Origin of the sequence: Nonomuraea sp. NPDC049129 (assembly GCF_040648495.1) — a bacterium.
Lineage (GTDB): Bacteria > Actinomycetota > Actinomycetes > Streptosporangiales > Streptosporangiaceae > Nonomuraea.
Window position 1 is genome coordinate 398,812 of record NZ_JBEZDU010000007.1, and the last position, 24,058, is coordinate 422,869.

General features: G+C 69.7%; 24 protein-coding genes. 12 read left to right on the forward strand and 12 right to left on the reverse strand.

Annotation, left to right across the window (positions count from 1 at the left end; all coding sequences use genetic code 11):
• Positions 1–6 precede the first annotated feature (6 nt).
• The 3 genes from AB0B64_RS24575 to AB0B64_RS24585 all read right to left on the reverse strand — a co-directional run bounded on the left by AB0B64_RS24575 (position 7) and on the right by AB0B64_RS24585 (position 1,873).
• A complete protein-coding gene (locus tag AB0B64_RS24575) occupies positions 7–1,224 on the reverse strand; it encodes a methyltransferase domain-containing protein (RefSeq protein WP_357949026.1) in 1,218 nt (405 codons plus the stop codon).
• Positions 1,224–1,370 (reverse strand): hypothetical protein, encoded by a 147-nt coding sequence (locus tag AB0B64_RS24580; protein ID WP_357949029.1) that lies wholly within the window; start codon positions 1,368–1,370, stop codon positions 1,224–1,226. The genes AB0B64_RS24575 and AB0B64_RS24580 overlap by 1 nt, the downstream gene beginning before the upstream one ends.
• Before the next feature lie 110 nt (positions 1,371–1,480).
• Entirely contained in the window at positions 1,481–1,873 is a 393-nt protein-coding gene (locus tag AB0B64_RS24585) for a metallopeptidase family protein (protein WP_357647905.1), read from the reverse strand.
• Positions 1,874–2,056: 183 nt separating this feature from the next.
• On the opposite strand from AB0B64_RS24585, the gene AB0B64_RS24590 reads away from it, so the two are divergent.
• The 5 genes from AB0B64_RS24590 to AB0B64_RS24610 are packed head-to-tail and all read left to right on the forward strand — an operon-like array spanning position 2,057 to position 6,061.
• Positions 2,057–2,425, forward strand: coding sequence for a DUF3499 domain-containing protein (locus AB0B64_RS24590; RefSeq protein ID WP_214633499.1), 369 nt, complete (start codon positions 2,057–2,059; stop codon positions 2,423–2,425).
• Between the two features lie 41 nt (positions 2,426–2,466).
• Positions 2,467–3,816, forward strand: coding sequence for a phosphomannomutase/phosphoglucomutase (locus AB0B64_RS24595; RefSeq protein ID WP_357949032.1), 1,350 nt, complete (start codon positions 2,467–2,469; stop codon positions 3,814–3,816).
• On the forward strand, positions 3,813–3,980 hold the full coding sequence (locus tag AB0B64_RS24600; RefSeq protein WP_214633501.1) for a Trm112 family protein: 168 nt from the start codon (positions 3,813–3,815) through the stop codon (positions 3,978–3,980). The genes AB0B64_RS24595 and AB0B64_RS24600 overlap by 4 nt, the downstream gene beginning before the upstream one ends.
• A complete protein-coding gene (locus tag AB0B64_RS24605; protein ID WP_357949036.1) occupies positions 3,977–5,083 on the forward strand; it encodes an SIS domain-containing protein in 1,107 nt (368 codons plus the stop codon). Before AB0B64_RS24600 ends, AB0B64_RS24605 begins: the two co-directional genes overlap by 4 nt.
• Positions 5,084–5,134: 51 nt before the next feature.
• Positions 5,135–6,061, forward strand: coding sequence for a cation diffusion facilitator family transporter (locus AB0B64_RS24610; RefSeq protein WP_357949038.1), 927 nt, complete (start codon positions 5,135–5,137; stop codon positions 6,059–6,061).
• Between the two features lie 25 nt (positions 6,062–6,086).
• Here AB0B64_RS24610 and AB0B64_RS24615 read toward each other — a convergent pair whose 3' ends face one another.
• Positions 6,087–7,814 (reverse strand): phosphatidylglycerol lysyltransferase domain-containing protein, encoded by a 1,728-nt coding sequence (locus AB0B64_RS24615; protein WP_357949042.1) that lies wholly within the window; start codon positions 7,812–7,814, stop codon positions 6,087–6,089.
• A gap of 193 nt (positions 7,815–8,007) precedes the next feature.
• Between AB0B64_RS24615 and AB0B64_RS24620 the strand changes: the two genes are divergently transcribed.
• Positions 8,008–9,096, forward strand: coding sequence for an alpha/beta hydrolase-fold protein (locus AB0B64_RS24620; protein ID WP_358179837.1), 1,089 nt, complete (start codon positions 8,008–8,010; stop codon positions 9,094–9,096).
• 6 nt (positions 9,097–9,102) lie between these two features.
• Here the strand turns inward: AB0B64_RS24620 and AB0B64_RS24625 are convergent, their stop codons facing one another.
• Positions 9,103–9,573: a GerMN domain-containing protein gene (locus AB0B64_RS24625; RefSeq protein WP_358179839.1), complete on the reverse strand. Its 471-nt coding sequence runs from the start codon at positions 9,571–9,573 to the stop codon at positions 9,103–9,105.
• A complete protein-coding gene (locus tag AB0B64_RS24630) occupies positions 9,570–9,929 on the reverse strand; it encodes a MerR family DNA-binding transcriptional regulator (protein WP_357647890.1) in 360 nt (119 codons plus the stop codon). Before AB0B64_RS24630 ends, AB0B64_RS24625 begins: the two co-directional genes overlap by 4 nt.
• A gap of 101 nt (positions 9,930–10,030) precedes the next feature.
• On the opposite strand from AB0B64_RS24630, the gene ahcY reads away from it, so the two are divergent.
• On the forward strand, positions 10,031–11,458 hold the full coding sequence (ahcY, locus tag AB0B64_RS24635; protein ID WP_357949053.1) for an adenosylhomocysteinase: 1,428 nt from the start codon (positions 10,031–10,033) through the stop codon (positions 11,456–11,458).
• A 149-nt stretch (positions 11,459–11,607) separates the two neighbouring features.
• On the forward strand, positions 11,608–12,843 hold the full coding sequence (locus AB0B64_RS24640; protein WP_357949056.1) for an adenosylhomocysteinase: 1,236 nt from the start codon (positions 11,608–11,610) through the stop codon (positions 12,841–12,843).
• 72 nt (positions 12,844–12,915) lie between these two features.
• Here AB0B64_RS24640 and AB0B64_RS24645 read toward each other — a convergent pair whose 3' ends face one another.
• The gene (locus tag AB0B64_RS24645) at positions 12,916–13,548 is read right to left on the reverse strand and encodes a DUF305 domain-containing protein (protein WP_357949059.1); all 633 of its coding nucleotides are present in this window, start codon (positions 13,546–13,548) and stop codon (positions 12,916–12,918) included.
• Between the two features lie 175 nt (positions 13,549–13,723).
• Here AB0B64_RS24645 and AB0B64_RS24650 point away from each other — a divergent pair, with 175 nt between their 5' ends.
• Complete coding sequence (locus AB0B64_RS24650) at positions 13,724–15,115, forward strand: hypothetical protein (RefSeq protein ID WP_358179842.1); 1,392 nt, start codon at positions 13,724–13,726, stop codon at positions 15,113–15,115.
• A 140-nt stretch (positions 15,116–15,255) separates the two neighbouring features.
• Here AB0B64_RS24650 and AB0B64_RS24655 read toward each other — a convergent pair whose 3' ends face one another.
• Positions 15,256–16,380, reverse strand: coding sequence for an aminotransferase class V-fold PLP-dependent enzyme (locus tag AB0B64_RS24655; protein WP_357949065.1), 1,125 nt, complete (start codon positions 16,378–16,380; stop codon positions 15,256–15,258).
• Between the two features lie 82 nt (positions 16,381–16,462).
• Here AB0B64_RS24655 and AB0B64_RS24660 point away from each other — a divergent pair, with 82 nt between their 5' ends.
• Together AB0B64_RS24660 and AB0B64_RS24665 are read left to right on the forward strand one after the other, a co-directional pair.
• Positions 16,463–16,999 carry an XRE family transcriptional regulator gene (locus tag AB0B64_RS24660; RefSeq protein WP_357949068.1) on the forward strand — a complete coding sequence of 179 codons (537 nt, stop codon included), beginning with the start codon at positions 16,463–16,465 and terminating at the stop codon, positions 16,997–16,999.
• Between the two features lie 53 nt (positions 17,000–17,052).
• Positions 17,053–18,414, forward strand: coding sequence for a hypothetical protein (locus AB0B64_RS24665; protein ID WP_358179845.1), 1,362 nt, complete (start codon positions 17,053–17,055; stop codon positions 18,412–18,414).
• A gap of 9 nt (positions 18,415–18,423) precedes the next feature.
• On the opposite strand, the gene AB0B64_RS24670 is transcribed toward AB0B64_RS24665, so the two are convergent.
• Positions 18,424–19,398, reverse strand: coding sequence for an RDD family protein (locus AB0B64_RS24670; RefSeq protein WP_358179848.1), 975 nt, complete (start codon positions 19,396–19,398; stop codon positions 18,424–18,426).
• Positions 19,399–19,449: 51 nt separating this feature from the next.
• Between AB0B64_RS24670 and AB0B64_RS24675 the strand changes: the two genes are divergently transcribed.
• Positions 19,450–20,442: a stage II sporulation protein M gene (locus tag AB0B64_RS24675; RefSeq protein ID WP_358179851.1), complete on the forward strand. Its 993-nt coding sequence runs from the start codon at positions 19,450–19,452 to the stop codon at positions 20,440–20,442.
• 17 nt (positions 20,443–20,459) lie between these two features.
• Here the strand turns inward: AB0B64_RS24675 and AB0B64_RS24680 are convergent, their stop codons facing one another.
• Genes AB0B64_RS24680 through AB0B64_RS24690 form a run of 3 tightly spaced genes read right to left on the reverse strand, consistent with a single transcriptional unit; the run spans position 20,460 to position 23,987 of the window.
• A complete protein-coding gene (locus tag AB0B64_RS24680; RefSeq protein ID WP_357949079.1) occupies positions 20,460–21,833 on the reverse strand; it encodes a DUF58 domain-containing protein in 1,374 nt (457 codons plus the stop codon).
• Positions 21,833–22,810 (reverse strand): MoxR family ATPase, encoded by a 978-nt coding sequence (locus tag AB0B64_RS24685; protein WP_357949082.1) that lies wholly within the window; start codon positions 22,808–22,810, stop codon positions 21,833–21,835. Before AB0B64_RS24685 ends, AB0B64_RS24680 begins: the two co-directional genes overlap by 1 nt.
• Complete coding sequence (locus AB0B64_RS24690) at positions 22,800–23,987, reverse strand: DUF4350 domain-containing protein (protein WP_358179854.1); 1,188 nt, start codon at positions 23,985–23,987, stop codon at positions 22,800–22,802. The genes AB0B64_RS24685 and AB0B64_RS24690 overlap by 11 nt, the downstream gene beginning before the upstream one ends.
• Between the last annotated feature and the right edge of the window lie 71 nt (positions 23,988–24,058).

The following is a 24,058-nucleotide window of genomic DNA, read 5'->3' on the forward strand; positions in this document are numbered from 1 at the left end:
CGCCGATCACCGAACAGCCGCTGGCACCCGCCCGAACCTGGACCCCGCTCCCGAAGCCGACGGCCACGTCATCCGTGCTTCCCCGATGGGCGTGGCGTCCAGCCAGATCTGCTGGCCGTGGGGAGTGACGGTCATGCCGAACCGGTCGCGGCCGGGCTTGCCCCAGCTCACCCAGCGGAAGTAGGCATCGGTGACCTCCTCCCACAGAGGCCGCCGGCCTACCTGGTAGACCTCGTACTCCTCTGTGTTGGGTCGCCACGCCACGGTCGCCCAGGAGTACGCCTCGTCGGGGTCGGACACCCACATCCGGTACAGCTCTCCGTCTTCGTCCGGTTCCGCACTGCCGCTCGAGGTCAGGCCCGTCAGCGACGAGATGGCGAGGTCTGCTCCGGACGGAGCGTAGGCGATCGTGCGGGGGTCCACGCGCGTGGTGAAGCGGTGTTTGTCCTCTGGGCCACGGGCCGGGCGGTCCGCGACGGGACGCTGGGAGCGCATCATCATGTACGAGGCGAAGCCGAGGAAGCGGCCGTACGCGGTGCCGTCCGGGGCGACGACGAGCCGCAGGGCGTGGTTGTCGCCGAACCCGGGACAGTAGGGCAGCACGATCTCCCCGCCAGGACGGCACTGCTCCACCCACGTGTACGGCACGGTGCGGATGCCGCAGGTGACGTGAACCCGATCGAACGGCGCCCGCTCCGGGCAGCCGGCCGCGCCGTCGCCGACGATCAGATGCGGGTGCACGCCGGCCGCGCTCAGGTTCTTGGCGGCCTGGTCCGCCACCATGGGGTCGACCTCGATCGAGGTCACGTTCTCCGCGCCGACGAGATGGGACAGCAGGGCGGCGGTCCAGCCGGTGCCCGTGCCGATCTCCAGCACCCGGCGGCCTGGCACGGTGTCCAGGATCTGGAGCAGGTCCGCGACGGTGCTCGGCGCCGAGGCCGAAGAGGAGTAGCCGCCCACCTTGTCCCTGATGTCGGTGGCCCCGTCGTCGAGCTGGGTGACGATGGAGTGGGGCGAGTAGACCGCGTCCCACCAGGCGTCCGGGTCGGCGTCGCGGTCGATGATGTACGCGCTGTCGGGGGTGGTCGGCACGGGGAGCGCGACCGAAGGGATGAACAGATGGCGGGGCACCGCGCGGATCGCCCCTTTGACGCGTGGCCCGATGTCGTCGAACTCGTCGAGGTGCTCGATCAGGCGTTCAACCCCCTGCGCCGTGTCGTTCACTACTTCTTTCCGTCCTTCGAGTCGGCGCTGTGTGCGCCGTTGGAGGTCTTGTTCTGGTCCTTGTTGGAGCTGGCTTCTCGGCTCGCGGCGGATTTCGGATCGAGGGCCTCGGCCTTCGGGCTGTCGGGCTTCTCGTGCCTGCCCACAGATGCTCTCCTTCGCATGGAACGAATGAACACGCACGGTAATCGTATGGCTACTCTCTGCAACTAGGCAAGGGTTGCCAAACCTTCGACCGCCGCGCTGGTCCAGGCGGTCAGCGGCGGTCGTCGTAGCCCGGGTCGACGGTCTCGGGTGACAGGCCGAGGAGGGTGGCCACCTGCTCGACCACGGTGTCGTGCACCAGCGCCCCCAGCGTGTCGCGGTCACGGGCGCGGGCCTCCAGCGGCCGCCGGTAGATGACGACGGCGGCCGGATCCTGGCCGCGCGCGACGTCGGCGCGGCCGAACGGGATCGGTTCGGAGCCGAGCCGGGGCCCGTCGCCGAGCTCGCTCAGCGGCGGCACCTCCTCGACCGCGAACTCCACCGCCGCCAGCTGCTTGCCCCACTGCGGCCGGAGCCGGTCGACGGCGTCGAGCACGAGATCGTCGAACCGCTCGCTGCGTGATCTGGCGATCGGCACATGGGAGGGCGCGAGGGGGCCGCGCATGCCGCGACCGTGCCGGTCACGCCGTCTGGGGCCACGCCGTTGGTTCACACGGCAAGTGTACGGGGAGGCGGCTTCGGGGCAGTTGGGGAGAAAGGCTGCGACAGGTGTCCGAATTGTGGCGACACGCTCGTTAAGAGCGCCCAGATAGTGGCGCCTCGCACTCTTACCAGATACGGTCCCTCCGTGAGCCCCGTCCGCCGCTGTTCCCGCACCGCCTGCAGTCAGCCTGCAGTCTTCACGCTCACGTACGTATACGCCGACTCGACCGCTGTTCTCGGCCCTCTGGCGACGTACGCCGAGCCACACTGTTACGACCTGTGCGCCGAACACGCCGAGCGACTGACCGCTCCCCGCGGCTGGGAAGTGGTGCGGCTGCCCACGGACGGCACATCGCCCAGCTCCGACGACCTCGAGGCGCTGGCCAACGCCGTCAGGGAGGCCGCCAGGCCCGCGCCGTCAGGTGGCGGCGAGCCGGTCGGCCAAGGGGTCGAGGTCGGGCGGAGGGGGCACCTGCGCGTTCTTCGGTCCGCCCAGCAACATCGCGACCGGTAGGCTCGGTCGTACACGTGACGACCTAGGGGCGGAGCTGGAGAGTGGGCGACCTCGCCAAGATCTTCAAGGCGTACGACGTTCGCGGCGTGGTGCCTGACGAGCTGGACGAGCCGACCGCCGAGGCCGTGGGGGCGGCCTTCGTCGAGGTGACAGGGGCGCGATCGGTCGTGGTCGCGCATGACATGCGGGAGTCATCCGGGCCGCTGTCCGCGGCATTCGTGCGCGGGGCGCGCTCGCGCGGCGCCGACGTGGTGCACGCCGGGTTGGGCTCCACCGATCTGCTCTACTACGCCAGCGGCAGCCTGGGGCTGCCCGGTGTGATGTTCACCGCCAGCCACAACCCGGCCCGATACAACGGCATGAAGATGTGCCGCGCGGGCGCGGTGCCGATCGGCGGCGACAGCGGCCTCACCGAGATCCGCGACCGCGCGGCCGAGCTGCTTGGCAGAGCCGCCGAGCCGACCGGTTCGCTGATCGAGAAGGACCTGCTCCAGGGCTACGCCGACCACCTGCGCAAGCTGGTCGACCTGTCGAGCATCCGGCCGCTGAAGGTCGTCGCCGACGCGGGCAACGGCATGGGCGGTCACACCGTTCCGGCCGTCTTCGAGGGCCTGCCGATCGAGCTGATCCCGCTCTACTTCGAGCTCGACGGCTCCTTCCCCAACCACGAGGCCAACCCGCTGGAGCCGGCCAACCTGCGCGATCTGCAGCGAGCCGTCCGCGAGACGGGCGCCGACCTCGGGCTGGCCTTCGACGGCGACGCCGACCGGTGCTGGGTGATCGACGAGCGCGGCGAGTCGGTCTCGCCGTCCGCCGTCACGGCGCTGGTAGCCGTACGCGAGCTGGGCAAATACCCGGGCGCGACGATCATCCACAACCTGATCACGTCGGCGGGGGTGCCGGAGATCGTCCGCGAGCACGGCGGCGAGCCGGTGCGCACCCGCGTCGGGCATTCGTTCATCAAGGCCGAGATGGCCCGCACGGGCGCGGTCTTCGGCGGCGAGCACTCCGCCCACTACTACTTCCGCGATTTCTGGTTCGCCGACTCCGGCATGCTCGCGGCGATGCACGTGCTGGCCGCGCTCGGCGAGCAGGACCGCCCGCTGTCGGAGCTGATCGGCGCCTATGCGCGCTACCACGCCTCGGGCGAGATCAACAGCACGGTCGCCGACCAGGACGCGGCCCTCCAGTCCGTACGAGAGGCGTTCGGCTCCAGGGGGGCTGTCGACGAGCTCGACGGGCTCACCGTGACCGGCGCCGACTGGTGGTTCAACCTGCGCGCCTCCAACACCGAGCCGCTGCTGCGGCTCAACGCCGAGGCGGCTGACGAGAGCAAGATGACGGCGATACGGGACGAGGTCCTCGCCATGGTTAGAGGGGTGTCAGTGTGAAGATCGACGACTGGCTGCTGGAGATTCTGGCCTGCCCGGCGTGCAAGTCACCGCTGCGCGCGGAGAGCGAGACCGAGGAGCTGGTCTGCACGGGATGTGGCCTGATCTACCCGGTCAGGGATGACATTCCCGTCCTGCTCGTCGACGAGGCCAGGAAGCCGTGACCTGGGAGCCCGAGCGGCTCGATGACCAGCACCATCTCACTGAGGCCGATCCGGGCGGCATGCTGGTGGCGGTGGCGGCCTCGGCCGCCCAGGTCCGCATCGCCTACCGCGCCGCGGTCGAGGCGGGCGTCGACCGGCTGATCTCCCGAGTACGCCCGCGCGCGATCGTGGTCCTGGGCATGGGCGGCTCCGCGATCGCGGGCGACGTCCTGGCCGCGGTCTGCGGCAACGGCGCCCCGATGCCCATCATGACCCTGCGCTCCCACCAGCTGCCCGGCTGGGTGGGCGCCACCGATCTGGTCATCGCGGTGTCGTGCTCGGGCCGCACCGAGGAGACGCTGTCGGCGGCCATGGAGGCCGTGCGGCGCGGTTGCTCCCTGCTCGCGGTCGGCAGCGCGGACTCACCCCTGGAGGCGATCGCCAGACAGGCCTCCGCCGTCTACGTGGCGGTGCCCGCGACCGGGCAGGCCCGCGCCAACCTCTGGCTGCTGACGATCCCGCTGATCGTGTCCGCCGCCTCGCTCGGCCTGGTCAAGGCCGACGAGGAGCTCTACGAGCGGGTGGCCGGGACGATGGAGGACATGGCGCACCGGTGCCGCCCGTCCAGCGAGTCGTTCGTCAACCCGGGCAAGGCGCTGGCCATGGAGCTGGCCGAGAGCGTGCCGATGATCTGGGGCTCGTCCTCCGTCGCCGCGGTCGCCGGCTACCGGCTGGCCTGCCAGCTCAACACCAACGCCAAATACCCGGCGATCTACGGCGAGCTGCCCGAGACCGGCCACAACCAGGTGGCCGCCTTCGACGGGCCGATGGCCGAGCGCGACATCTTCGCCGACGCCGCCAGCCGCACGCTCAGGCTGGTGATGCTGCGCGACGTCGAGGAGGACCCACGGGTGTCGCGGCGCCGCGAGGCGACCGTACGACTGGCGAACGACCGCGACGTGCCCGTCACCGAGCTGTCCGCCGAAGGCACGCATCCGCTGGAGCGGATCGCCTCGCTGATCGGCCTGGGCGACTACGCGGCCACCTATCTGGCTCTCGGATATGGCGTCGATCCGACCCCTGTGCCGGCGATCACGGAGCTCAAGGCCAGAATTTCGCAATAGGATCCCTTTTCGGGCCTATAACGACATGATCATGATGAGTGGAGTTTTTCGGTGAGCGCGAGTGGCGGTAGCAAAGCGATCATTGCGGCGTTGACCGCCAACCTGGCGATCGCCGTATCGAAGTTCGTGGCCGCGTTCTTCACCGGGTCGTCCTCGATGCTCGCCGAAGGCATCCACTCCGTCGCCGACTCGGGCAACCAGCTGCTGTTGCTGCTCGGCGGCAAGCGGGCGCAGCGGGAGCGGGACAAGGCGCATCCCTTCGGATATGGGCGCGAGCGCTATTTCTACGCGTTCGTGGTGGCCGTGGTGCTGTTCACGATCGGTGCGGCGTTCTCGCTCTATGAGGGCGTCACCAAGATCCTGCATCCGCACGATGTGGAGTCGCCGATCTGGGCGTTCGCGGTGCTGATCTTCGCGATCATCGCGGAGGGTTTCTCCTTCCGTACGGCGATCAGGGAGTCCAACCCGCTGCGCGGCAGTCAGTCGTGGGTGACGTTCATCCGCCGGTCCAAGTCGCCCGAGCTGCCGGTCATCCTGCTGGAGGACCTTGGCGCGCTGCTCGGCCTGATCTTCGCGCTGTTCGGCGTGGCGATGGCGGTCATCACGGGCGACGGCGTGTGGGACGGGGTCGGCACGCTGATGATCGGCCTGCTGCTGGCCGTGATCGCGGTCGTGCTGGCCATCGAGACCAAGTCGCTGCTGGTCGGTGAGGGGGCCTCGGCGGAGATGGAGGCCCAGATCCGGACCGCGCTGGAGAGCACGCCGGCGGTCGACCGGGTGATCCACATGCGCACGATGCACCTCGGGCCGGAGGAGCTGCTGGTGGCGGCCAAGATCGCGGTTTCGCACGACGACTCGGCCTCCGAGGTCGCCAGGGGCATCGACGAGGCCGAGCGGCGGATCCGTGAGGCCGTACCGATCGCCCGGGTCATCTACCTGGAGCCGGACCTCGACCGCTCGCACACACCGACCGCCTGACGCGCTCCTCCCCGGGTGTGCGCGGCTACGAGGTGAGTGGGGCCGTGTTGCGTCTGATGAGGCGGGTGGCGCGGCGCCAGCCGCGGCTGGGCAGGCCCAGCGTGATGAACGCCTCGGCCTGCAACGCCGACACCCCGATCCGCGGCAGATCCCGGGCATTGGGGTAGACCACGAACCGCGGCTCCCAGATCGGCCGGAACTTGGCGTTGAACCGGTACAGCGACTCGATCTGGAACCAGTGCGACAGGAACACCAGCAACCCGCGCCACGCCCGCAGCACCGGCCCGGCGCCGAGCCGCTCGCCCCTGGCCAGCACCGCCCGGAACATCGCGAAGTTCAGCGACACCTGCTTGATCGCCATCTCGGGTGCGGCCTGGAGGGTCTTGACGATCAGCAGCTCGTTCAGTCCGGGATCGGCGTCGCGGTCCCTGCGCATCAGGTCGAGGGAGATGCCGTGCGGCCCCCACGGCACGAAGTGCAGCACGGCGCTGATCTCGCCGTCCTTGTGCGCGGTGGCCACCACGCAGTCGGCGTCGGCGGGGTCGCCGAAGCGGCCGAGCGCCATGGAGAAGCCGCGTTCGGTGTCGGTGCCGCGCCAGGAGACGGCGGCCTGCTTGATCCGTTCCTTCTCGTCCCCGGTCAGGTCGGCGACCCGTCGTACGCGGCAGGTGTAGCCCCCGCGCTCGACCCTGTTGGCCATCTGGCGGACGTTGCGCATGGCCCGGCCCTCCAGCGTGAAGTCGGCGACCTCGACCACCGCCTCGTCGCCGAGCTCCAGCGCCGACATTCCGGTCCTGCGGGTCCACACCTCGCCGCCGACCTCGCCGCAGCCGATCACCGCGGGCACCCAGGCGTGCCGTCTGGCCTTGGCCATGAACCCGTCGATCGCCGCCGGCCACGCCTCGCGGTCGCCGATCGGATCGCCGCTGGCCAGCATGACGCCCGAGACGACCCGGTAGGCGATCGCGGCCTTGCCCGAGGGGGAGAAGAGCACGCTCTTGTCGCGGCGGAGCGCGAAGTAGCCGAGCGAGTCGCGCTGCCCGTGTCTGCCGAGCAGGTCGCGCAGCCGCCGCTCGTCGTCCTCGGTGAGCTCGGAGATCGGGCGTTCGGGGCGCAGCAGCAGGTAGAGGGAGGTGACCGCGGTCAGCGTGCCGAGCGCGATCAGCGAGAGGTAGACCAGGTCAGAGACGCGGTCGTCGGTGTAGGTGACCGGGCCCTCGACGCCCACCAGGCCGTACACGACATGCTGGAACCGGTCCAGCACGCTCGGGTCGCCGACGATGACCCTCGGGTGGGCGCTGACCAGCAGGTAGCCGAGGCCGAGGTCGAGGGCGCCGAGTCCGAGGAAGTTCCACAGCGCCCGCCAGCGGGTGCGGGGGTCGGACAGCGCGACGAACTCATGCCTGTTCAGCAGCAGCACCAGGCAGACGACCAGGCTGAGCACGGCCGTGACCAGGTGACGCAGGTGGACGAGCTCTACGGCCGCGCTCACCGGCAGCAGCACCACCATCGCCCGCCAGGCCCGCGCCTTCCTGCGGCGCAGCCCGTGCGCCAGCATCACCAGCAGGATGCCGACGATCAGGGCCGTCGCCCGCGCGAGCGTGGTGACGATGCCGGGCAGCAGATCGGACCACTGGCCCATCCTCGTGCGACCGAATCCCGGGGCCACGGCCCTGATGATGTCGAGCAGACCGATCATCAGTGAGGCGTAGCCGGTGACAGTCGGCACCCATGGGCGCGCGAGCCTCTTCACAGCTCCATATTAGATTCGAGGCTCTATAACGGCCGTGTTAGCTCGCCGCTGGTGATCAGGTGATTCCGGTCCGAGACCGGGCCAACCGGCGATCAGGTCGAAGAGCCGAACCGGGGTCCGTGCCGACAGATTTGCCGCAAGGGCTTAACCCGATGCTTACGCCGCGCGGAGTATGCCTATCGTGGAGGGCGATATGGGACTGACCTCGGTGAAACTTCAATTTCTCGTGCTGGTGCTCGCGGTAGGGGCGCTGGTCGCGACCGTGTGGCTGTGGCCCCGGCTGAGCGGCCGCGGCTGGCCGGCCGTACTGGGCAGGGTGGGTGTGCTCGCGGGAGACCAGCTGTTAACGCTGGTGGCGCTCGCCCTGATCGGGAACTCCTACTTCGGCTTCTACGGCTCGTGGGACGACGTGCTCGGCACCGACACGGGATCGGCGCCCATCACGGTCGCGGGCGTCGGCGCGGGCATCAAGGTGCTGTCCCAGCGGGCCGTACGGGGCGGGCGGATCGAGCAGGTGATGATGCCGGGGCCGACCACGCACCTCAGCGAGGAGGCGTACATCTTCCTGCCCTCGGCCTATTTCACCGACAAGCAGGCGCGCTTTCCCGCGATCCTGTCGCTGACCGGCTACCCGGGCGACCCGCGCAACCTCATGACCCGGCTCGACCTGCCTGGGCGGATGGCGAGCGCGATCGCCAAGCACCAGGTCAAGCCGACGATCCTGGTGATGATGCGGCCGAGTGTGGTGCTGCCGCGCGACACCGAGTGCGTCGACGTGCCGAACGGGCCGCAGGTGCAGACGTACTTCGCCACTGATGTGCGGCGGGACATGATCGCCTCGTACCGGGTGGGGAGCGGCCGGGACTACTGGGGCGTGCTGGGTGGCTCGACCGGCGGCTACTGTGCGCTGAAGCTCACCATGACCCATCCGGACGCGTTCTCGGCGGCCGTGTCGCTCTCGGGCTACTACAAGACGATCATCGACGGCACCACCGGTGACCTGTTCGGCGGGGACAAGGCGGTCGAACAGCGCAATGACCTCATGTGGCGGCTGTCCAGCCTGCCCGCGCCGCCGGTCACCGTGCTGGTCACCAGCAGCAAGAAGGGCGAAAGCGACTACCGGTCGACGCAGCAGTTCCTGGCCGCGGTGAAGCCGCCGATGCAGGCGTCGTCGCTGATCCTGCCCAGCGGCGGGCACAACTTCAACACCTGGAACAGGGAGCTGCCGCAGGCCCTGCCGTGGCTCGCCCAGCAGCTCCACGCCCCTGCCTCCGCCGCTTAGCGGCCCTTACTCGTGGCCGGTTATGCAGGACGTGCCCGCGTCCGACTGGTCGAACAGGCAGCGGCCGTCCTTGTCCAGCGTGATCACTTTCTTGACCGACTTGAACTGCTTCAACGTGGCGGCGATCGTGTGCAGGGCACGCGCGTCGCCGCCCACCCCGCTGCCCCACACCGTCCGGCAGAAGCGCAGCGTGGCCTTGCCGTCCTTGATCTTCAGCTTGAAGTCGGCGCCGCAGTCGGACGGCCCGCGCAGCCGTCCGGTCAGTTCGGAGTGCAGGCCCCTCCCGCGCTCCGCCTTGGTCGGGCCCGCGATCAGTTGCTCGATCGCGAACTCGGCGACGCCGCGATCGGGCGCCTTCCTGGTCACCGCGACCACCTTGCCGGGAATGCCGTCTCCCTTGGCGAAGTAGACCTTGACCTCGCCGGTCAGCTGCGCCGGGGAGAGGGAGAGCACGGTGGCCATCAGCAGTTCCATCATGACCGTTTGGACGCGTGGCCGGGAGCGGAGGTTCGCAGGAGGCGCAACGCCTTCTCCTGCTCGAAGTCCAGGGCGCGGCGCGGCGCCTGGATGCGCCCGATTCGCACCCCGAGATCGCGTACGGCGCCCGCCACGGCGGGCTCGCTCAGCACGCGCAACGCGAACGCCAATTCGGCGGGCGAGATGTCGAACCGCTTCTCCAGCTCGATCCCCTGAGCCACGGCCGCGAGCTCGTCCGTGCCGAACCGCCGATGCGCACCCTGCTCCCGGACCGGCGGCAGAAGGCCCAGAGCTTCCCGGTATCGGAGCATTCGCGGGGACATGCCGAGCCGCCTGGCCGCTTCAGTGATGCGCATCCTTACATTCTTACGTCAGTTTTCGGGTGGTAGAGATGCGACCTTGCTCGGACGGCACCTAAACTCATCGCGACAACTCCGTGATGCGAGGGGAAAACCCGATGGACTTCAAGGTCGCCGACCTTTCACTTGCCGACTTCGGCCGCAAGGAGATCCGGCTCGCCGAGCATGAGATGCCCGGCCTCATGGCCATCCGCCGTGAGTACGCAAGTGCGCGACCCCTGTCCGGCGCGCGGATCATGGGCTCCCTGCACATGACGATCCAGACCGCCGTCCTCATCGAGACGCTGGTCGCGCTCGGCGCCGAGGTCCGCTGGGTCAGCTGCAACATCTTCTCCACCCAGGACCACGCCGCCGCCGCGGTCGTCGTCGGCCCCACGGGCACCGTCGAGGACCCCAAGGGCGTACCGGTCTTCGCCTGGAAGGGCGAGACGCTGGAGGAATACTGGTGGTGCACCGAGCAGGCGCTCACCTGGCCGGGCGGCCAGACCCCCAACATGATCCTTGACGACGGCGGCGACGCCACGCTCCTCGTCCACAAGGGCGCCGAGTATGAGAAGGCCGGGGCCGTCCCGTCCGCCACGGACGACGACCCGGAGGAGTGGCACGTCATCATCGACCTGCTCCAGCGCACGGTCGGCGACGACAAGCGGTGGACCGCGATCGCCGAGAGCATCAAGGGCGTGACCGAGGAGACCACGACCGGCGTGCACCGCCTCTACGAGATGCACAAGACCGGCTCGCTGCTGTTCCCGGCGATCAACGTCAACGACTCGGTGACCAAGTCCAAGTTCGACAACAAGTACGGCTGCCGCCACTCGGTGATCGACGGCCTCAACCGCGCCACCGACGTGCTGATCGGCGGCAAGGTGGCCGTGGTCTGCGGCTACGGCGACGTGGGCAAGGGCTGTGCCGACGCGCTGCGCGGCCAGGGCGCCCGCGTCATCGTGACCGAGATCGACCCGATCTGCGCGCTCCAGGCGGCCATGGACGGCTTCCAGGTCACCACGCTGGACGAGGTCGTCGGCCTGGCCGACATCTTCGTCACCGCGACGGGCAACTTCGACATCATCACCGCCGCGCACATGGCGAAGATGAAGCACCAGGCGATCGTCTCCAACATCGGTCACTTCGACAACGAGATCGACATGGCCGGCCTGGCCAAGCTGCCCGGCGTCGAGAAGCGCAACATCAAGCCGCAGGTCGACGAGTGGGTGTTCGCCGACGGCCACTCGATCATCGTCCTGGCCGAGGGCCGGCTGATGAACCTGGGCTGCGCCACCGGGCACCCGAGCTTCGTCATGTCCAACTCGTTCACCAACCAGGTGATCGCGCAGATCGAGCTGTTCACGAAGACGGACGAATACCCGATCGGCGTCTACGTGCTGCCCAAGCACCTGGACGAGAAGGTCGCCCGCCTGCACCTGGACGCCCTGGGCGTGAAGCTCACCGAGCTGACCAAGGTCCAGGCCGAGTACATCGGCGTCCCCGTCGAGGGCCCGTTCAAGTCCGACCACTACCGGTACTGATTTCTATTTTTTACGGCAGAGCACGGTGAGCGCCAACCCCGCACGGGGTTGGCGTCTGTCCAGGGGAACGCTCCTCCGGTGATGCGGGGCGGGGCGCCGTTACGTGCGTCTTCTTGACCGTCTTCTTCGGGGAAGTGTGGGGTGGAGCGGTGGATCTTACGGAGAGTGGAGAGCGGCATATCAGTTGGGCCGCTCGGTCCATGCCTGTGTTGACCGCTGTGGGGGCGCGGTTCGCTGTGTCCCGGCCGCTCGACGGGTTGAAGATCGCCGCTTGCCTGCATGTCACCGCTGAGACCGCGGTGCTCATGGGGGCGTTGAAGGCCGGAGGCGCTGAGATCGCTCTTGCCGCCTCCAACCCCCTGTCCACGCAGGATGACGTCGCCCAGGCGTTGCGCGGCTATGGGATAGCCGTTCACGCCCGGGCAGGGGTGGATCGGGCCACCTACTACCGGCATATTCATCAGGCGCTCGATCTGGGGCCTGATCTGGTGCTGGATGACGGGTGTGATCTGGTCAACATCCTGCATACCGAGCGGACCGATCTCCTGGACGGGGTCTCCGGAGGTTGCGAGGAGACCACTACCGGGATCATCCGGTTGCGGCAGATGGCCGCCGAGAGCGCCTTGCGGTTTCCGGTCGTGGCCGTGAACGACACCCGGACCAAGCGGATGTTCGACAACCGCTACGGGACCGGGCAGTCCACGCTCGACGGGATCATGCGGGCCACCAACATGATGCTGGCCGGGCGGACCGTCGTGGTGGCCGGGTTCGGCTACTGCGGCCGGGGGGTCGCCGAGCGGGCCAAGGGGCTGGGGGCGCGGGTGCTCGTCACCGAGATCGACGCCGTCAAGGCGCTGGACGCCACCCTCCAGGGATACGAGGTGCGGCCCATGGCGGAGGCCGCCGTGGCCGGGGATCTGTTCATCACCGTCACCGGGAACCGGGACGTCATCCGGGGCGAGCATCTGGCCCTCATGAAGGATGGCGCCATTCTCGCCAACGCCGGGCATTTCGACATCGAGATCGACGTGCGGGCCCTGGACGAGCTGGCCGAGGAGGTCCACCGCGGGGTCCGGCCCAACACCGACGAGTACGTGCTGGCGGACGGGCGGCGGCTGCTGTTGCTGGCCGAAGGGCGGCTGGTCAATCTGACCGCGGCCGAGGGGCATCCGGCGGCCGTGATGGACATGTCGTTCTCGGCGCAGGCGCTGGCCGTCGCCTGGCTGGCCGAGGAGCGGGCGCGGCTGATGCCGGGCGTCTACGACGTACCCGAGGAGATCGACCACGAGGTGGCCAGGCTCAAGCTGGCCGCCGCCGGGATCGGGATCGACACGCTCACCGGCGAGCAGGAGGAATATCTGCATTCCTGGCGGGTCGGTTCCTAGGCCAATATTCCTGGTTTCCAGGGCACATTCCTGGGGGCGGCTTCTAGAGCGCCCTCCTGGTGGGTCCGGCTGCTAGAGCAGTTGGCCCATCCGCCGGATTTCCGCCGCCTGGCTCACCGAGATGTCCTCGGCGATCTCCTGGACGCGCAGGTGCGAGCCTTGGGTGATGACCTCGGTCGACATGGTGATCGCGCCCTGGTGGTGAGCGGTCATCAGCTGGACGAACAGCTGGTCGAACGCCGGGCCCTTGGCCGCCTTGAGGCTCTCCATCTGCTCCGGCGTGGCCATGCCCGGCATGCCCTCGTGGGCGGCGTGGTGGTCGGGCACCTGCTGGCCCTGGGCCTTCAGCCAGTCCGTCATCATGGCGATCTCCGGGCCCTGCACCTGGTTGATCCGCGACGCCAGGCGCTTCACCCCGTCGTTCGCCGACCGCGAGGCGGCCAGCAGGGCCATGTCGAGGGCCTGGCGGTGGTGGATGATCATGTTCTGCATGTAGCGGACGTCGGCCGCGTTGGCCTTCTGGGGCGGTACGGCGGTGGCGGCCTCGCTCGGGCTCAGCGTCCTGGCCTCCTCGCCGGGTCGTCCGGGAGCGATGACGGGCGCCGTGGCGTCGGCGGTCGGGGCGGGCGGGGCCGCGGAGGTGCCCCCCGAACAGCCGGTGACGAGCAGGATGGCGCAGGTGCCGACGGTTAGTGCGTAGCGCACCTGACCTCCTTGACCGCGGGGAGTCGCGACGTCGCACTATAGACGCCTCTCCGACTCCAAGGAAATAGGGCAAGTCAGCAAATTTATTGACACAGTGCTTGCTAGGCGAGAGCTGACAGTCCGGGTCAGAATCTTGTCATTTATGTGTGCCTTATGACCCGGAAGGAGCCCGAGGGTGCTGACCCTTCGCAGGACCCTGGTCGCGGCCGGAGCCGCCGTCGCGTTAGGACTGACGGCGCTGCCCGCGTTGGCCGCCGACATCCCGCCGGCCGACACCGTGGTGACCAGCCCGAACGTGACCCACGTGCTGAACATCCCCAAGCCGGCGCCGATCGCCGCCACCATCAACACCGACATCGCCTTCCAGGGTGACTACGCCTACGTGGGCAACTACGGCGGCTTCTCCATCTACGACATCCGGAACCCGAAGAAGGCCACGCCGGTCAGTTCGGTCGTGTGTCCTGGAAGCCAGATGGATGTCACCGTCTACGGCAATCTGCTCTTCACCGCCGTCGACTCCTCGCGCAGCGACGACTCCTGCAACAGCACGGCTCTGTCGGCGGATCACAAGGAGGCCTGGGAGGGCATCCGGATCTTCGACATCAGCGACAAGACCGCGCCCAAGTACATCAAGTCCGTCGAGACGAACTGCGGCTCGCACACGCTGACGCTGGTGCCGGGCAAGGGCTGGGACAAGAAGAAGAACGTCTACATCTACGTGCAGTCGTACAACCCGAACGCGACCTTCCCCGACTGCCTGCCGCCGCACGACAAGATCTCGATCGTCAAGGTGCCGCTGAAGAACCCGACCGCGGCGGCCGTCGCGGCCACCCCGGTCGTCTTCCCCGACGGCGGCAACGAGACCCAGCCGGGGCTGCTCATCCCGACCAGCGGCTGCCACGACATCACCGTGTACGCGGAGAAGGACATCGCGGCGGGCGCCTGCATGGGCGACGGCGTGCTGTTCGACATCTCCGACCGGCTGAACCCGAAGGTCACGGCCAGGACCACCGACCCGAACTTCGCTTTCTGGCACTCGGCGACGTTCAGCAACGACGCCAAGAAGGTCGTCTTCACCGACGAGCTCGGCGGCGGCGGCGCGGCCACCTGCAACGAGGCCACCGGGCCGAACCGCGGCGCCGACGCGATCTATGACATCTCGCACGGCCGGCTCGTCTTCAAGAGCTACTTCAAGATCCCGCGCTACCAGGCCGACAGCGAGAACTGCGTGGCGCACAACGGCTCGTTGATCCCGGTCAAGGGCAAGGACATCATGGTCCAGGCGTGGTACATGGGCGGGGTCTCGATCTGGGATTTCACCAACTCGGCCGCGCCGAAGGAGATCGGCTACTTCGAGCGCGGCCCCCGCGCCGACAACAGCGGCGGTGGCGTGTGGTCGGCGTACTACTACAACGGCTACATCTACGCCGCCGACTTCCACGAGGGCCTGGACGTCATCAAGATCAATGACCGGCTGACCGACGGCGCCGCACGGGTGCACGCCGATCAGCTGAACGTCCAGACCCAGCAGTCCTACCGCGAGTGGGGCTGGGGCTACGACGACTGAGCCGGCCACCCGGCGCTGATCCCGCCATCTGGCACTAAATTCGGCCACCTGGCACTGATCCGGCCACCTGGTACGGCGGAGCCCCCCCGGCTCCGCCGTACTGGCGGAAGTCCTGAGGCCTCCGTTGTACCGGCGGAGCCTCAGGACTTGCGGCAGAGGCTGATGGCGTCCGCGACGGCCGCCACGTCGGACCGGTCGTTGTAGTAGTGGAACGACATGCGCAGCAGGTCGCCGCGCGGCGCGGTCACGATGCGCCGCTCGGCCAGCCGGGCGGCCAGCCCCTGGGGGTCGTCGTCCGCTATCGCCACCTGCGGCCCGCGCGCGCCGGCCGGGCTCGCCACCCGCTCGCCCGCCGCTGCCAGCCGCTCGGCCAGCTCCTCGACGAGCTCCGACACATGATCCTGTACGGCCCGCGGGTCCACCCGCTCGATGAGATCGAACCCGGCGTTGGCCGCGTAGGCCGACGGCACGGGCGGCGTGCCGGTCTCGAAGCGCCGCGCGTCCCCGGGGAAGTCCAGCAGCCGGGTGTCGAACGCGAACGGGTTCACCCGGCCGAACCAGCCCGTCAGCTCCGGGTCGCGCTGATGCTCCAGGCCGTCGCGCACGTAGAGGAACGCGATGCCGGGCAGGCCGAGCAGGTACTTCAGTGAGCCCGAGGCCAGATAGTCGCAGCCGAGCGCGCGAACGTCGATCGGGGTGACCCCGGTGGCCTGGTAGGCGTCCACGAACACCCGCGCCCCCTGCTCGTGCGCCAGCCGTACGACGTCCTGGGCGGGCAGGCGGGCGCCGTTGCGGTAGGTGATCAGCGGGACCGACACCAGGTTGACGCGTTCGTCCACCACCCGCGCGTACGCTCCGGCCTCGACGTACTCGCCCATGTCCGCGGCCACTCGCACCTGGGCGCCGCGTCCGCCCTGGGCCAGCCAGACGTGCGCGATCGACGGGAACTCCAGGTCGTTGGTCACGATGCCGGGGCGGCTCGACCAGTCGAGCGACGAGGCGACCTGGAAGGCGGCCTCCGACGCGCACGAGAGCACCGCGATCTCGCCGGGGGAGGCCCCGATGAGCCGGGCGAACCGCTCGCGGGCCCACTCGACCTCGGCCATCCACACCTCCCAGGGAGCGCCCTTGTCGCGGAGCGAGTAGCCGATCTCCTGCAGCGAGTACGCCAGCTGGGCGGACAGGGCGCCCTGGCTGCAAGTCGCCAGATGCACGGTGTCGGCCAGCGACGGAAACTCCGCCCGGAATTGGGCAGCGTTTAACATATGTAACATTCCGGGCCGCCTGTCAGCTGATTTCCTTGAATTCAATAAACCTTCAATCACGCTACATCGATAGGATCGCCGGATGATTGGCACCAGAATTCGCGAGCTCCGGTCCGAACGTAATCTCACCGTGGCGCAGCTCGCGACTGCCTCGGGGGTGCCGAGCGCGTTGCTCAGCCAGGTCGAGCGCAATCGGGACGACCCCAGTCTGGAGACCCTGCGGAAGATCGCCAAGGCGTTGGGGCTGCCGCTGTTCAGCCTGTTCCAGGAGTCGGATCCGGCCCTTGTGGCGGTGATTCGCGCCGACGCCAGGGTGCGGGTCAAGTCGCCGGCCGACGGGATCACCTACACGCGCGTGTCGCCGGGTCGCGGACTGCTGGAGGTCCTGGAGGGGCACCTGCTGCCCGGTGGCTCGTCGGCCGCCGAGCCGTGGACGCATCCGTCGGAGGAGTGCGTGATGGTGCTGCGGGGGCGGCTCGTCGTCGAGGTCTCAGGCATCAACCATGAACTCGAGGCGGGCGACAGCTGCTATTTCGACTCCTCGCTGCCGCACCGCTATCTGAACACGGGCACCGAACCCACCGACTTCATCATTGCCGCGACGCCCCCTAGTTACTGATTTTTCCTGTCATAGTGATGCGGCTAGTGCCAACCCAAACCAGGAGGTCCTTCGTGGTGTCCAGATTCGGCCGCGCCTTGATCGTGGCGGGAGCGGCGTTGCTGGTGCTGCCGGTGCTACCGGCCCAGGCGTCGGACGGCGTCAAGGCCAGCGCCAACGTCAAGCTCGTCGCCAACGTCCCGAAACAGGGGCCGTTCAAGGACTCCGAAGCCTACGACACCGACCTGGCCTTCCAGGGTGACTACGCCTTCCAGGGCAACTATCACGGCTTCACGATCTACGACATCAAGAACCCGGCCAAGCCGGCGGTCGTCAGCCGCGTCACCTGCCCCGCCGCCCAGAACGACGTCTCGGTCCAGGGCGACCTGCTCTTCCTGTCGGTGGACGAGTCGATGACCAATGACTCCTGCAAGGCCGACGCCGAGACGCCCAGCGTGAAGTCGGCGTGGGAGGGCATCCGGATCTTCGACATCAGCGACAAGAAGCGGCCCAAGTACATCAAGTCCATCGAGACCGCCTGCGGCTCGCACACGCACACGCTCGTGCCCGACAAGACGCGGCCGGGCAAGAAGAGCACGGCCGTCTACCTGTACGTCTCGTCGTACGGGCCCGCCAAGTCGTACCCCGACTGCAAGCCGCCGCACGACCGGATCTCGATCGTCAAGGTGCCGCTCGGCAAGCCCACCTCTGCCAAGGTCGTCGCGCGCCCGGTGCTCTTCCCCGACGGCGGCAACGAGAAGCAGGAGGACCTGCTCGCCCCCACGACCGGCTGCCACGACATCACCGTGTTCCCGGCCAAGGACCTGGCCGCGGGCGCCTGCATGGGCGACGGCGTGCTCATGGACATCTCCGACAGGGAGCACCCGAAGGTCACGGCCAGGGTCACCGACGAGAACTTCGCGTTCTGGCACTCGGCGACGTTCAACAACACCGGCACCAAGGTCGTCTTCACCGACGAACTGGGCGGGGGCGTCATGGCCGCCTGCAACGCGGCGGTCGGTCCCCAGCGGGGCGCGGACGCGGTCTATGACATCACCGACGGCCAGCTCGCGTTCAAGAGCTACTACAAGATCCCGCGCAACCAGACCGGGGACGAGAACTGCGTGGCGCACAACGGCTCGCTGATCCCGGTCGCGGGCCGCGACATCATGGTCCAGGCGTGGTACCAGGGCGGCGTGTCGATCTGGGACTTCACCGACTCGTCGGCGCCCGCGGAGATCGGCTACTTCGACCGCGGCCCGCTGAAGCCCCAGAACCTCGGCGGCTCCTGGTCGGCCTACTACTACAACGGCCACATCTACAGCAGCGACATCCAGAAGGGCCTGGACGTGCTGACCATCACCGACCAGCGGACCGACCCGGCCGCTGCGAAGCGGCTGAAGGTCCTCAACACCCAGACCCAGTACGCCTACTGACCCGCCGGGTTACTGGGGCGGCACGAACCCACCCGGAGTCGCCTGCGGCGGCGACTCCGGCGCACTCGGCGCCTGCGGCTGGTACGGCTGGGCGGCCTGAGGTTGGTACGGCTGAGCGGGCGGCGTCGTCGGCGGATAGGGCGCTTGGTACCCCGGCTGAGGCGCCTGGTACGCCCCCGGTTGCGCAAAGGGCCCCGGCTGGGGGAAAGGTCCAGGTTGGGCCGGGGGCGTCATGCCGTTGCGCTGGGCCAGCCGTACCTGGTCGCGCCTGCGACGCTCGGCCAGGACGGCGCTCAGGTACGCGTGCGGCGGCACCCCGGACGGCGCGGCCGGCGAGACGAACGCCGCCACCTGAGCCGCGATGCGCATCCCCACCTCGTGCTGGATCTGCGGCGACAGGTCGTGCCAGCGGGAGACGTACTGCCGGGCGGCCGTCGCCACCTCCTCAGGCAGCTGGGAGAGCTCCAGCGTCGCGGCCCAGGCGGCCAGCGGCGGCGGCATCATGATCAGATGCCCGTCGGATCGCGGCCCGCGCTCCGAGATCACGATCGTGCCCGCGAAGATGTCGCCCAGCCGCTTGCCCCGCTGGGAGACCAGCGAGGAGATCAACGCCGGCGCCCCGGAGAACATCCAGAACTCCACCAGCCCGGCCAGCCCCCGGAACAGCGCCTGCCTGAACCGTTCGGGGCTCCCGTCGTCGCTGACCACCCGCAGCCCGAGCGCCAGCTTGCCGAGGCTCCGCCCTCTGCTCACCGTCTCGAAGATGACCGGGTAGCCCACGATCACCAGCACGAGCAGCACGATCGACACGGCCGCGAACAGCGCCGTGTCGGTGACCAGGAAGAACGCTTGCAATGCTACGTACGTGGCGATCAGGACGGTCATCTGGACCGCCATGTCGATGATGAGCGCCAGGGCGCGGGACGGCATCTGGGCCACCCGTACCTCGACGACGACGGCGTCACCGGTCACAACCTCTGACATACGTGGAGCCTAACGGCATTGACCCGATGGATGACCGGCCACAATGGTCGGGTGGACATCGATGCGTTCGTCACCGCACACCGCCCGGTATGGGACAGATTGGAGCACTTGATCAAACGCCGCTCCTCCCTGACCGGTCCCGAGGTCGACGAGCTGGTCGACCTCTACCAGCGGGTGTCCACGCATCTGTCGATCGTCCGCTCGTCCTCCGCGGACGCGATGCTGACCGGCCGCCTGTCCGCGCTGGTGGCCAGGGCGCGGTCGGCGGTGACGGGCGCGCACACGCCCGCCTGGCGGGAGTTCGTCAGGTTCGTCACCGTGTCGTTCCCGGTGGTGGCCTACCGGGCCAGGTGGTGGTGGCTGGCCACGTCGCTGGCGTTCATCGCCGTCTCGTGGGTGCTCGGCGCGTGGGTGGCGAGCAATCCCCAGGTGCAGACCTCCATCGCCTCGCCCGACGAGATCACGCAGCTCGTCGAGCACGACTTCGCCGACTACTACTCGGAGAACCCGGCCGCCTCCTTCGCCGGACACGTGTGGATCAACAACGCGTGGGTCTCGGCGCAGGTCATCATCTACGCGATCCTCCTGGGCCTGCCGATTCCCGTGCTGCTCTGGTCGAACGCCGCCAACCTCGGCGTCTCCGCCGGGCTGATGGCCTCCCGCGGCAAGCTGGACATCTTCTTCGGGCTGATCACCCCGCACGGCCTGCTGGAGCTGACCGCGGTCTTCCTGGCGGCGGCCGTCGGCATGCGGCTGGGCTGGACGGTCATCGACCCCGGGCCGCGCAGGCGGGTCGAGGCGCTGGCGGAGCAGGGCCGGGCGGTGGTCAGCGTGGCGCTCGGGCTGGTCGGGGTGCTGTTCGTGTCAGGGCTCATCGAGGCGTTCGTCACGCCGTCCGGGCTGCCGACCCCGGTGCGGGTGGGCATCGGGGTGCTCGCCGAAGGGGCCTTCCTCGCGTACGTGATCGTCTTCGGCAGGCGGGCCCTGCGCCAGAACGAGACCGGCGACCTCGAACGCGCCCCGGACGTGGCCCCCAGCGCCTGAGCTCGACCACAGGCCGGCTACAGGCGGCCGGCGGCCTTCAGCGCCAGGTACGCGTCCGCGAGGGCCGGGGCGATGTCCTCCGGGGGCGCGTCCACCACCTCGACGCCGTGGCGGCGCAGCCGGGCGGTGATGCGCCGCCGCCCCAGCTGTGTGTGCTCGGCCGCCGCGGCGTCGTACACCTGCTCGGCCGTGTCCTTCTGGGCCGCCATCGCCGCCACGCGCGGATCGGAGACGCCCGCGACCAGCACCAGGTGGCGCGCGGACAGCTGCGGCAGCACCGGCATCAGCCCCTCTTCGAGCGCGGCCGAGTTGAGGTCGGTGAGCAGTACGACCAGGCAGCGCCGCTTGGCCCGGGACAGGACCGCCGCGACCATGCCCTGCGAGTCGGCCTCGATCAGCTCCGCCTCGATCGGCGCCATCGCGTTGACCAGCGAGGACAGCAGCTCGGTGCGCGAGGCGCCGGCCACCCAGGCGCGTACGGCCCGGTCGTAGGCGAGGAAGTCCACCTGGTCGCCCGCCTTGGCGGCGAGCGCGGCCAGCAGCAGCGCGGCGTCCATCGACCAGTCGAGCCGGGGCCAGCCCGGCACCGGCCGGGGATCCGGCTTGACCAGCAGCCCACCGGCGCCGGCTTGAGCACCGGCCATCGGCGTCGGGGCGTCGCCCACCCGGCCGGCGGAGGTGCGGCCGGTGTCGAGCACGATCAGCACCCGCCGGTCGCGTTCCGGACGCCAGGTGCGCACGACCACGTCGTGGCGGCGCGCGGTGGCCCGCCAGTCGATCGAGCGTACGTCGTCGCCCACCACGTACTCGCGCAGCGAGTCGAACTCGGTGCCCTGCCCGCGTACCAGGGCCGGGTGCTGGCCGTCGAGCTCACGCAACCTGGCCAGCCGGGAGGGCAGGTGCTTGCGCGACAGGAACGGCGGCAGCACGCGCACCGACCACGGCGCCCGGTGGGTGCCCTGACGGGCGGCCAGGCCGAGCGGCCCGAGCGAGCGCACGGTGAGCGCCACGGACTCGCGGTCGCCGCGCCTGGTCGGGGTGAGCGTCACGACGAGCTTGCGGCGCTCTCCGGCGGGCACGTCGAGCCGCTGGGAGCGCGGTGAGGCGCCCGCGGAGGGCGGCCAGGCGTCGCGCAGCAGACCGCGTACGCGCCTGCCGCCCGGGTTCTCCACCACCAGCTCGACCGTCGCCTGGCCGCCGAGCCGGACCAGCCGGTCGCCCGAGCGGTGGAAGCGCAGCGGGCGGACCGCGCCCGCGAACACCAGGTCCACGATGATCGCGGCGGCCAGCAGCAGGCAGACGCCCGCGACCGCGGGTCCCGGATCGGGCGCCAGCAGCACGACCACGATGCCGATCGCCGCCACCAGCCCGGCGCGTCCCGTCAGAGCCATCAGCGCGGGACCGGGACCGAGGCCAGGATGCCGTCGAGCAGGCCGTCGGAGGTCGCGCCCTCCAGCTCGGCCTCGGGCCGCAACTGGATCCGGTGCCGCAGGGCGGGCCTGGCCAGCGCCTTGACGTCGTCGGGCGTGACGTAGGCGCGGCCCGACAGCCACGCCCATGCCCGAGAGGCGGCCAGGAGCGCGGTCGCGCCACGCGGTGAGACGCCGAGCTGGAGCGACGGAGAGTTCCTGGTGGCCCGGGAGACGTCCACGATGTAGCCGAGCACCTCGGGCGCCACGTGCACCTTCGACACCGCCTCGCGGCCCGCTTCGAGGTCCTGGGCGGTGGCGACGGGCTTGATCTCGGACAGGTCGCGCGGGTCGAAGCCGCGCGCGTGCCGTTCGAGGACCATGATCTCCTGGTCGCGCGGTGGCAGCGGCACGGTCAGCTTGAGCTGGAACCGGTCGAGTTGCGCCTCCGGCAGCTGGTAGGTGCCCTCGTACTCGATCGGGTTCTGCGTCGCGCACACCACGAACGGGTCGGGCAGCTTGCGCGCGTCGCCCTCCACGCTGACCTGCCGCTCCTCCATCGCCTCCAGCAGCGCGGCCTGGGTCTTCGGCGGGGTGCGGTTGATCTCGTCGGCCAGCAGCAGGTTGGTGAACACCGGCCCCTCGCGGAACTCGAACCGCGCCGTCTTCGCGTCGTAGATCAACGAGCCGGTCACGTCGCCCGGCATCAGGTCGGGCGTGAACTGCACCCGCTTGAAGTCCAGCGAGAGCGCGGCGGACAGCGTGCGGACCATGAGCGTCTTGGCCACGCCCGGCACGCCTTCGAGCAGCACGTGCCCCCTGCACAGCAACGCGATGACCAGCCCGGTCACCACGGCGTCCTGGCCCACCACGGCCTTGGACACCTCGGCGCGCAGCGCGCTGAGCGCGTCCCTGGCCGCGTCACCGCCGGGCACGTGGGCGGTCTCCTCAATGTTCACTGACGGTCCTCTCGATGACGTCCAAGTAGCGTGCCAGGCCGACGAGCCCGGCGTCGTCGGCGGGGGGCGGGCCGTACAACGCGGCGCCGATCTCCTGCGGGTCCTGGCCGGTCCGTACGGCGATGGCGGCCACCAGCTCGTGCCGCCCCGAGCCGGAGCCGAGGCCGAGCCGGGGCGTGAGCCGGTCGATCGTGCCGGCCCTGAGCGAGTCGGCCGCCCTGCCCCTGGCCCGTCTGGCCCGGTAGAGCCGCCCGCGTCCCTCGACCGTCTCCGCGGCCCGCACGACGACGGGCAACCGCTCGGTCACGACCGGCCCCAGCCGCCGGCCCCGCCAGAACGCCACCAGCGCCACCGTGATGACCGACATCAGCACGGCCCAGGGGATGCCCGCGGGCATCAGTTCGTAGATGGACTGACCGGCCTCGCCGGGCAGCTCGCCCACCGGCGGCGTCTCGGGCGCCACCAGCCAGGTCACGGCCTTGGCCGAGCCCAGCAGGTTGAGGGCGAGCGCGGCGTTGCCGTCCTCGGCCAGGCGCTGGTTGGTCATGAACTCGCCGCTGCCCAGGACCGTCGTGGTGCCGCCCGCGTTGGGGTAGCTGACCAGCGTCGATCCGTCGCCCGCCGGGTAGCAGCCGATGGCGCCGGACGGTCCGGCGAACGCGCTGCCGCCGATGAACGCGCTGCCCGCGGCCTTGGCGGCGGGCAATGAGCACTCCGGCTCGCGGGAGCGCTCGCGGGCGCTGCCCCGCTCCGGCCGTACGCCGGGGGCCAGCTCGTCGAGGTCGAAGACGTTGCCGACGATCACCCGGTCGCCCTGGATCGCGGCCAGCTCGCGGGTGTTGGCGTAGGTCGCGTCGGTGATCAGCAGCAGCCGGTCGCCCGGTGTGGCACCGTTCGCCTTCGCGGCGGCCGCCCCCGACGAGTCGACCCGGTCGACGGTGACACCGCGGTCGCGCAGCAGCGCGGCCAGCGCCATCGAGCCCGACAGCGAGGAGTCGGCGGGATCCAGGTGGCGGGCCGGGCGGGAGTCCGGTTTGAGCAGCACGCTGAGGACCGCGGCGAGCACGATGAGCGCGCCGAGCAGGACGATCATCCGGCTCGCCCGCCAGGTCGAGCGCACGGTCGGGGCGGTGGAGTAGGACTCGCCGGTCTCCTGGGGGCGCATGTCGAGGCTCATGAGGTTCCCCCGGTCGGCGGGACCGGTCTGGCGCTCATGGGGTCCTCCCGCTCGGCGGGACCGGCCTGACG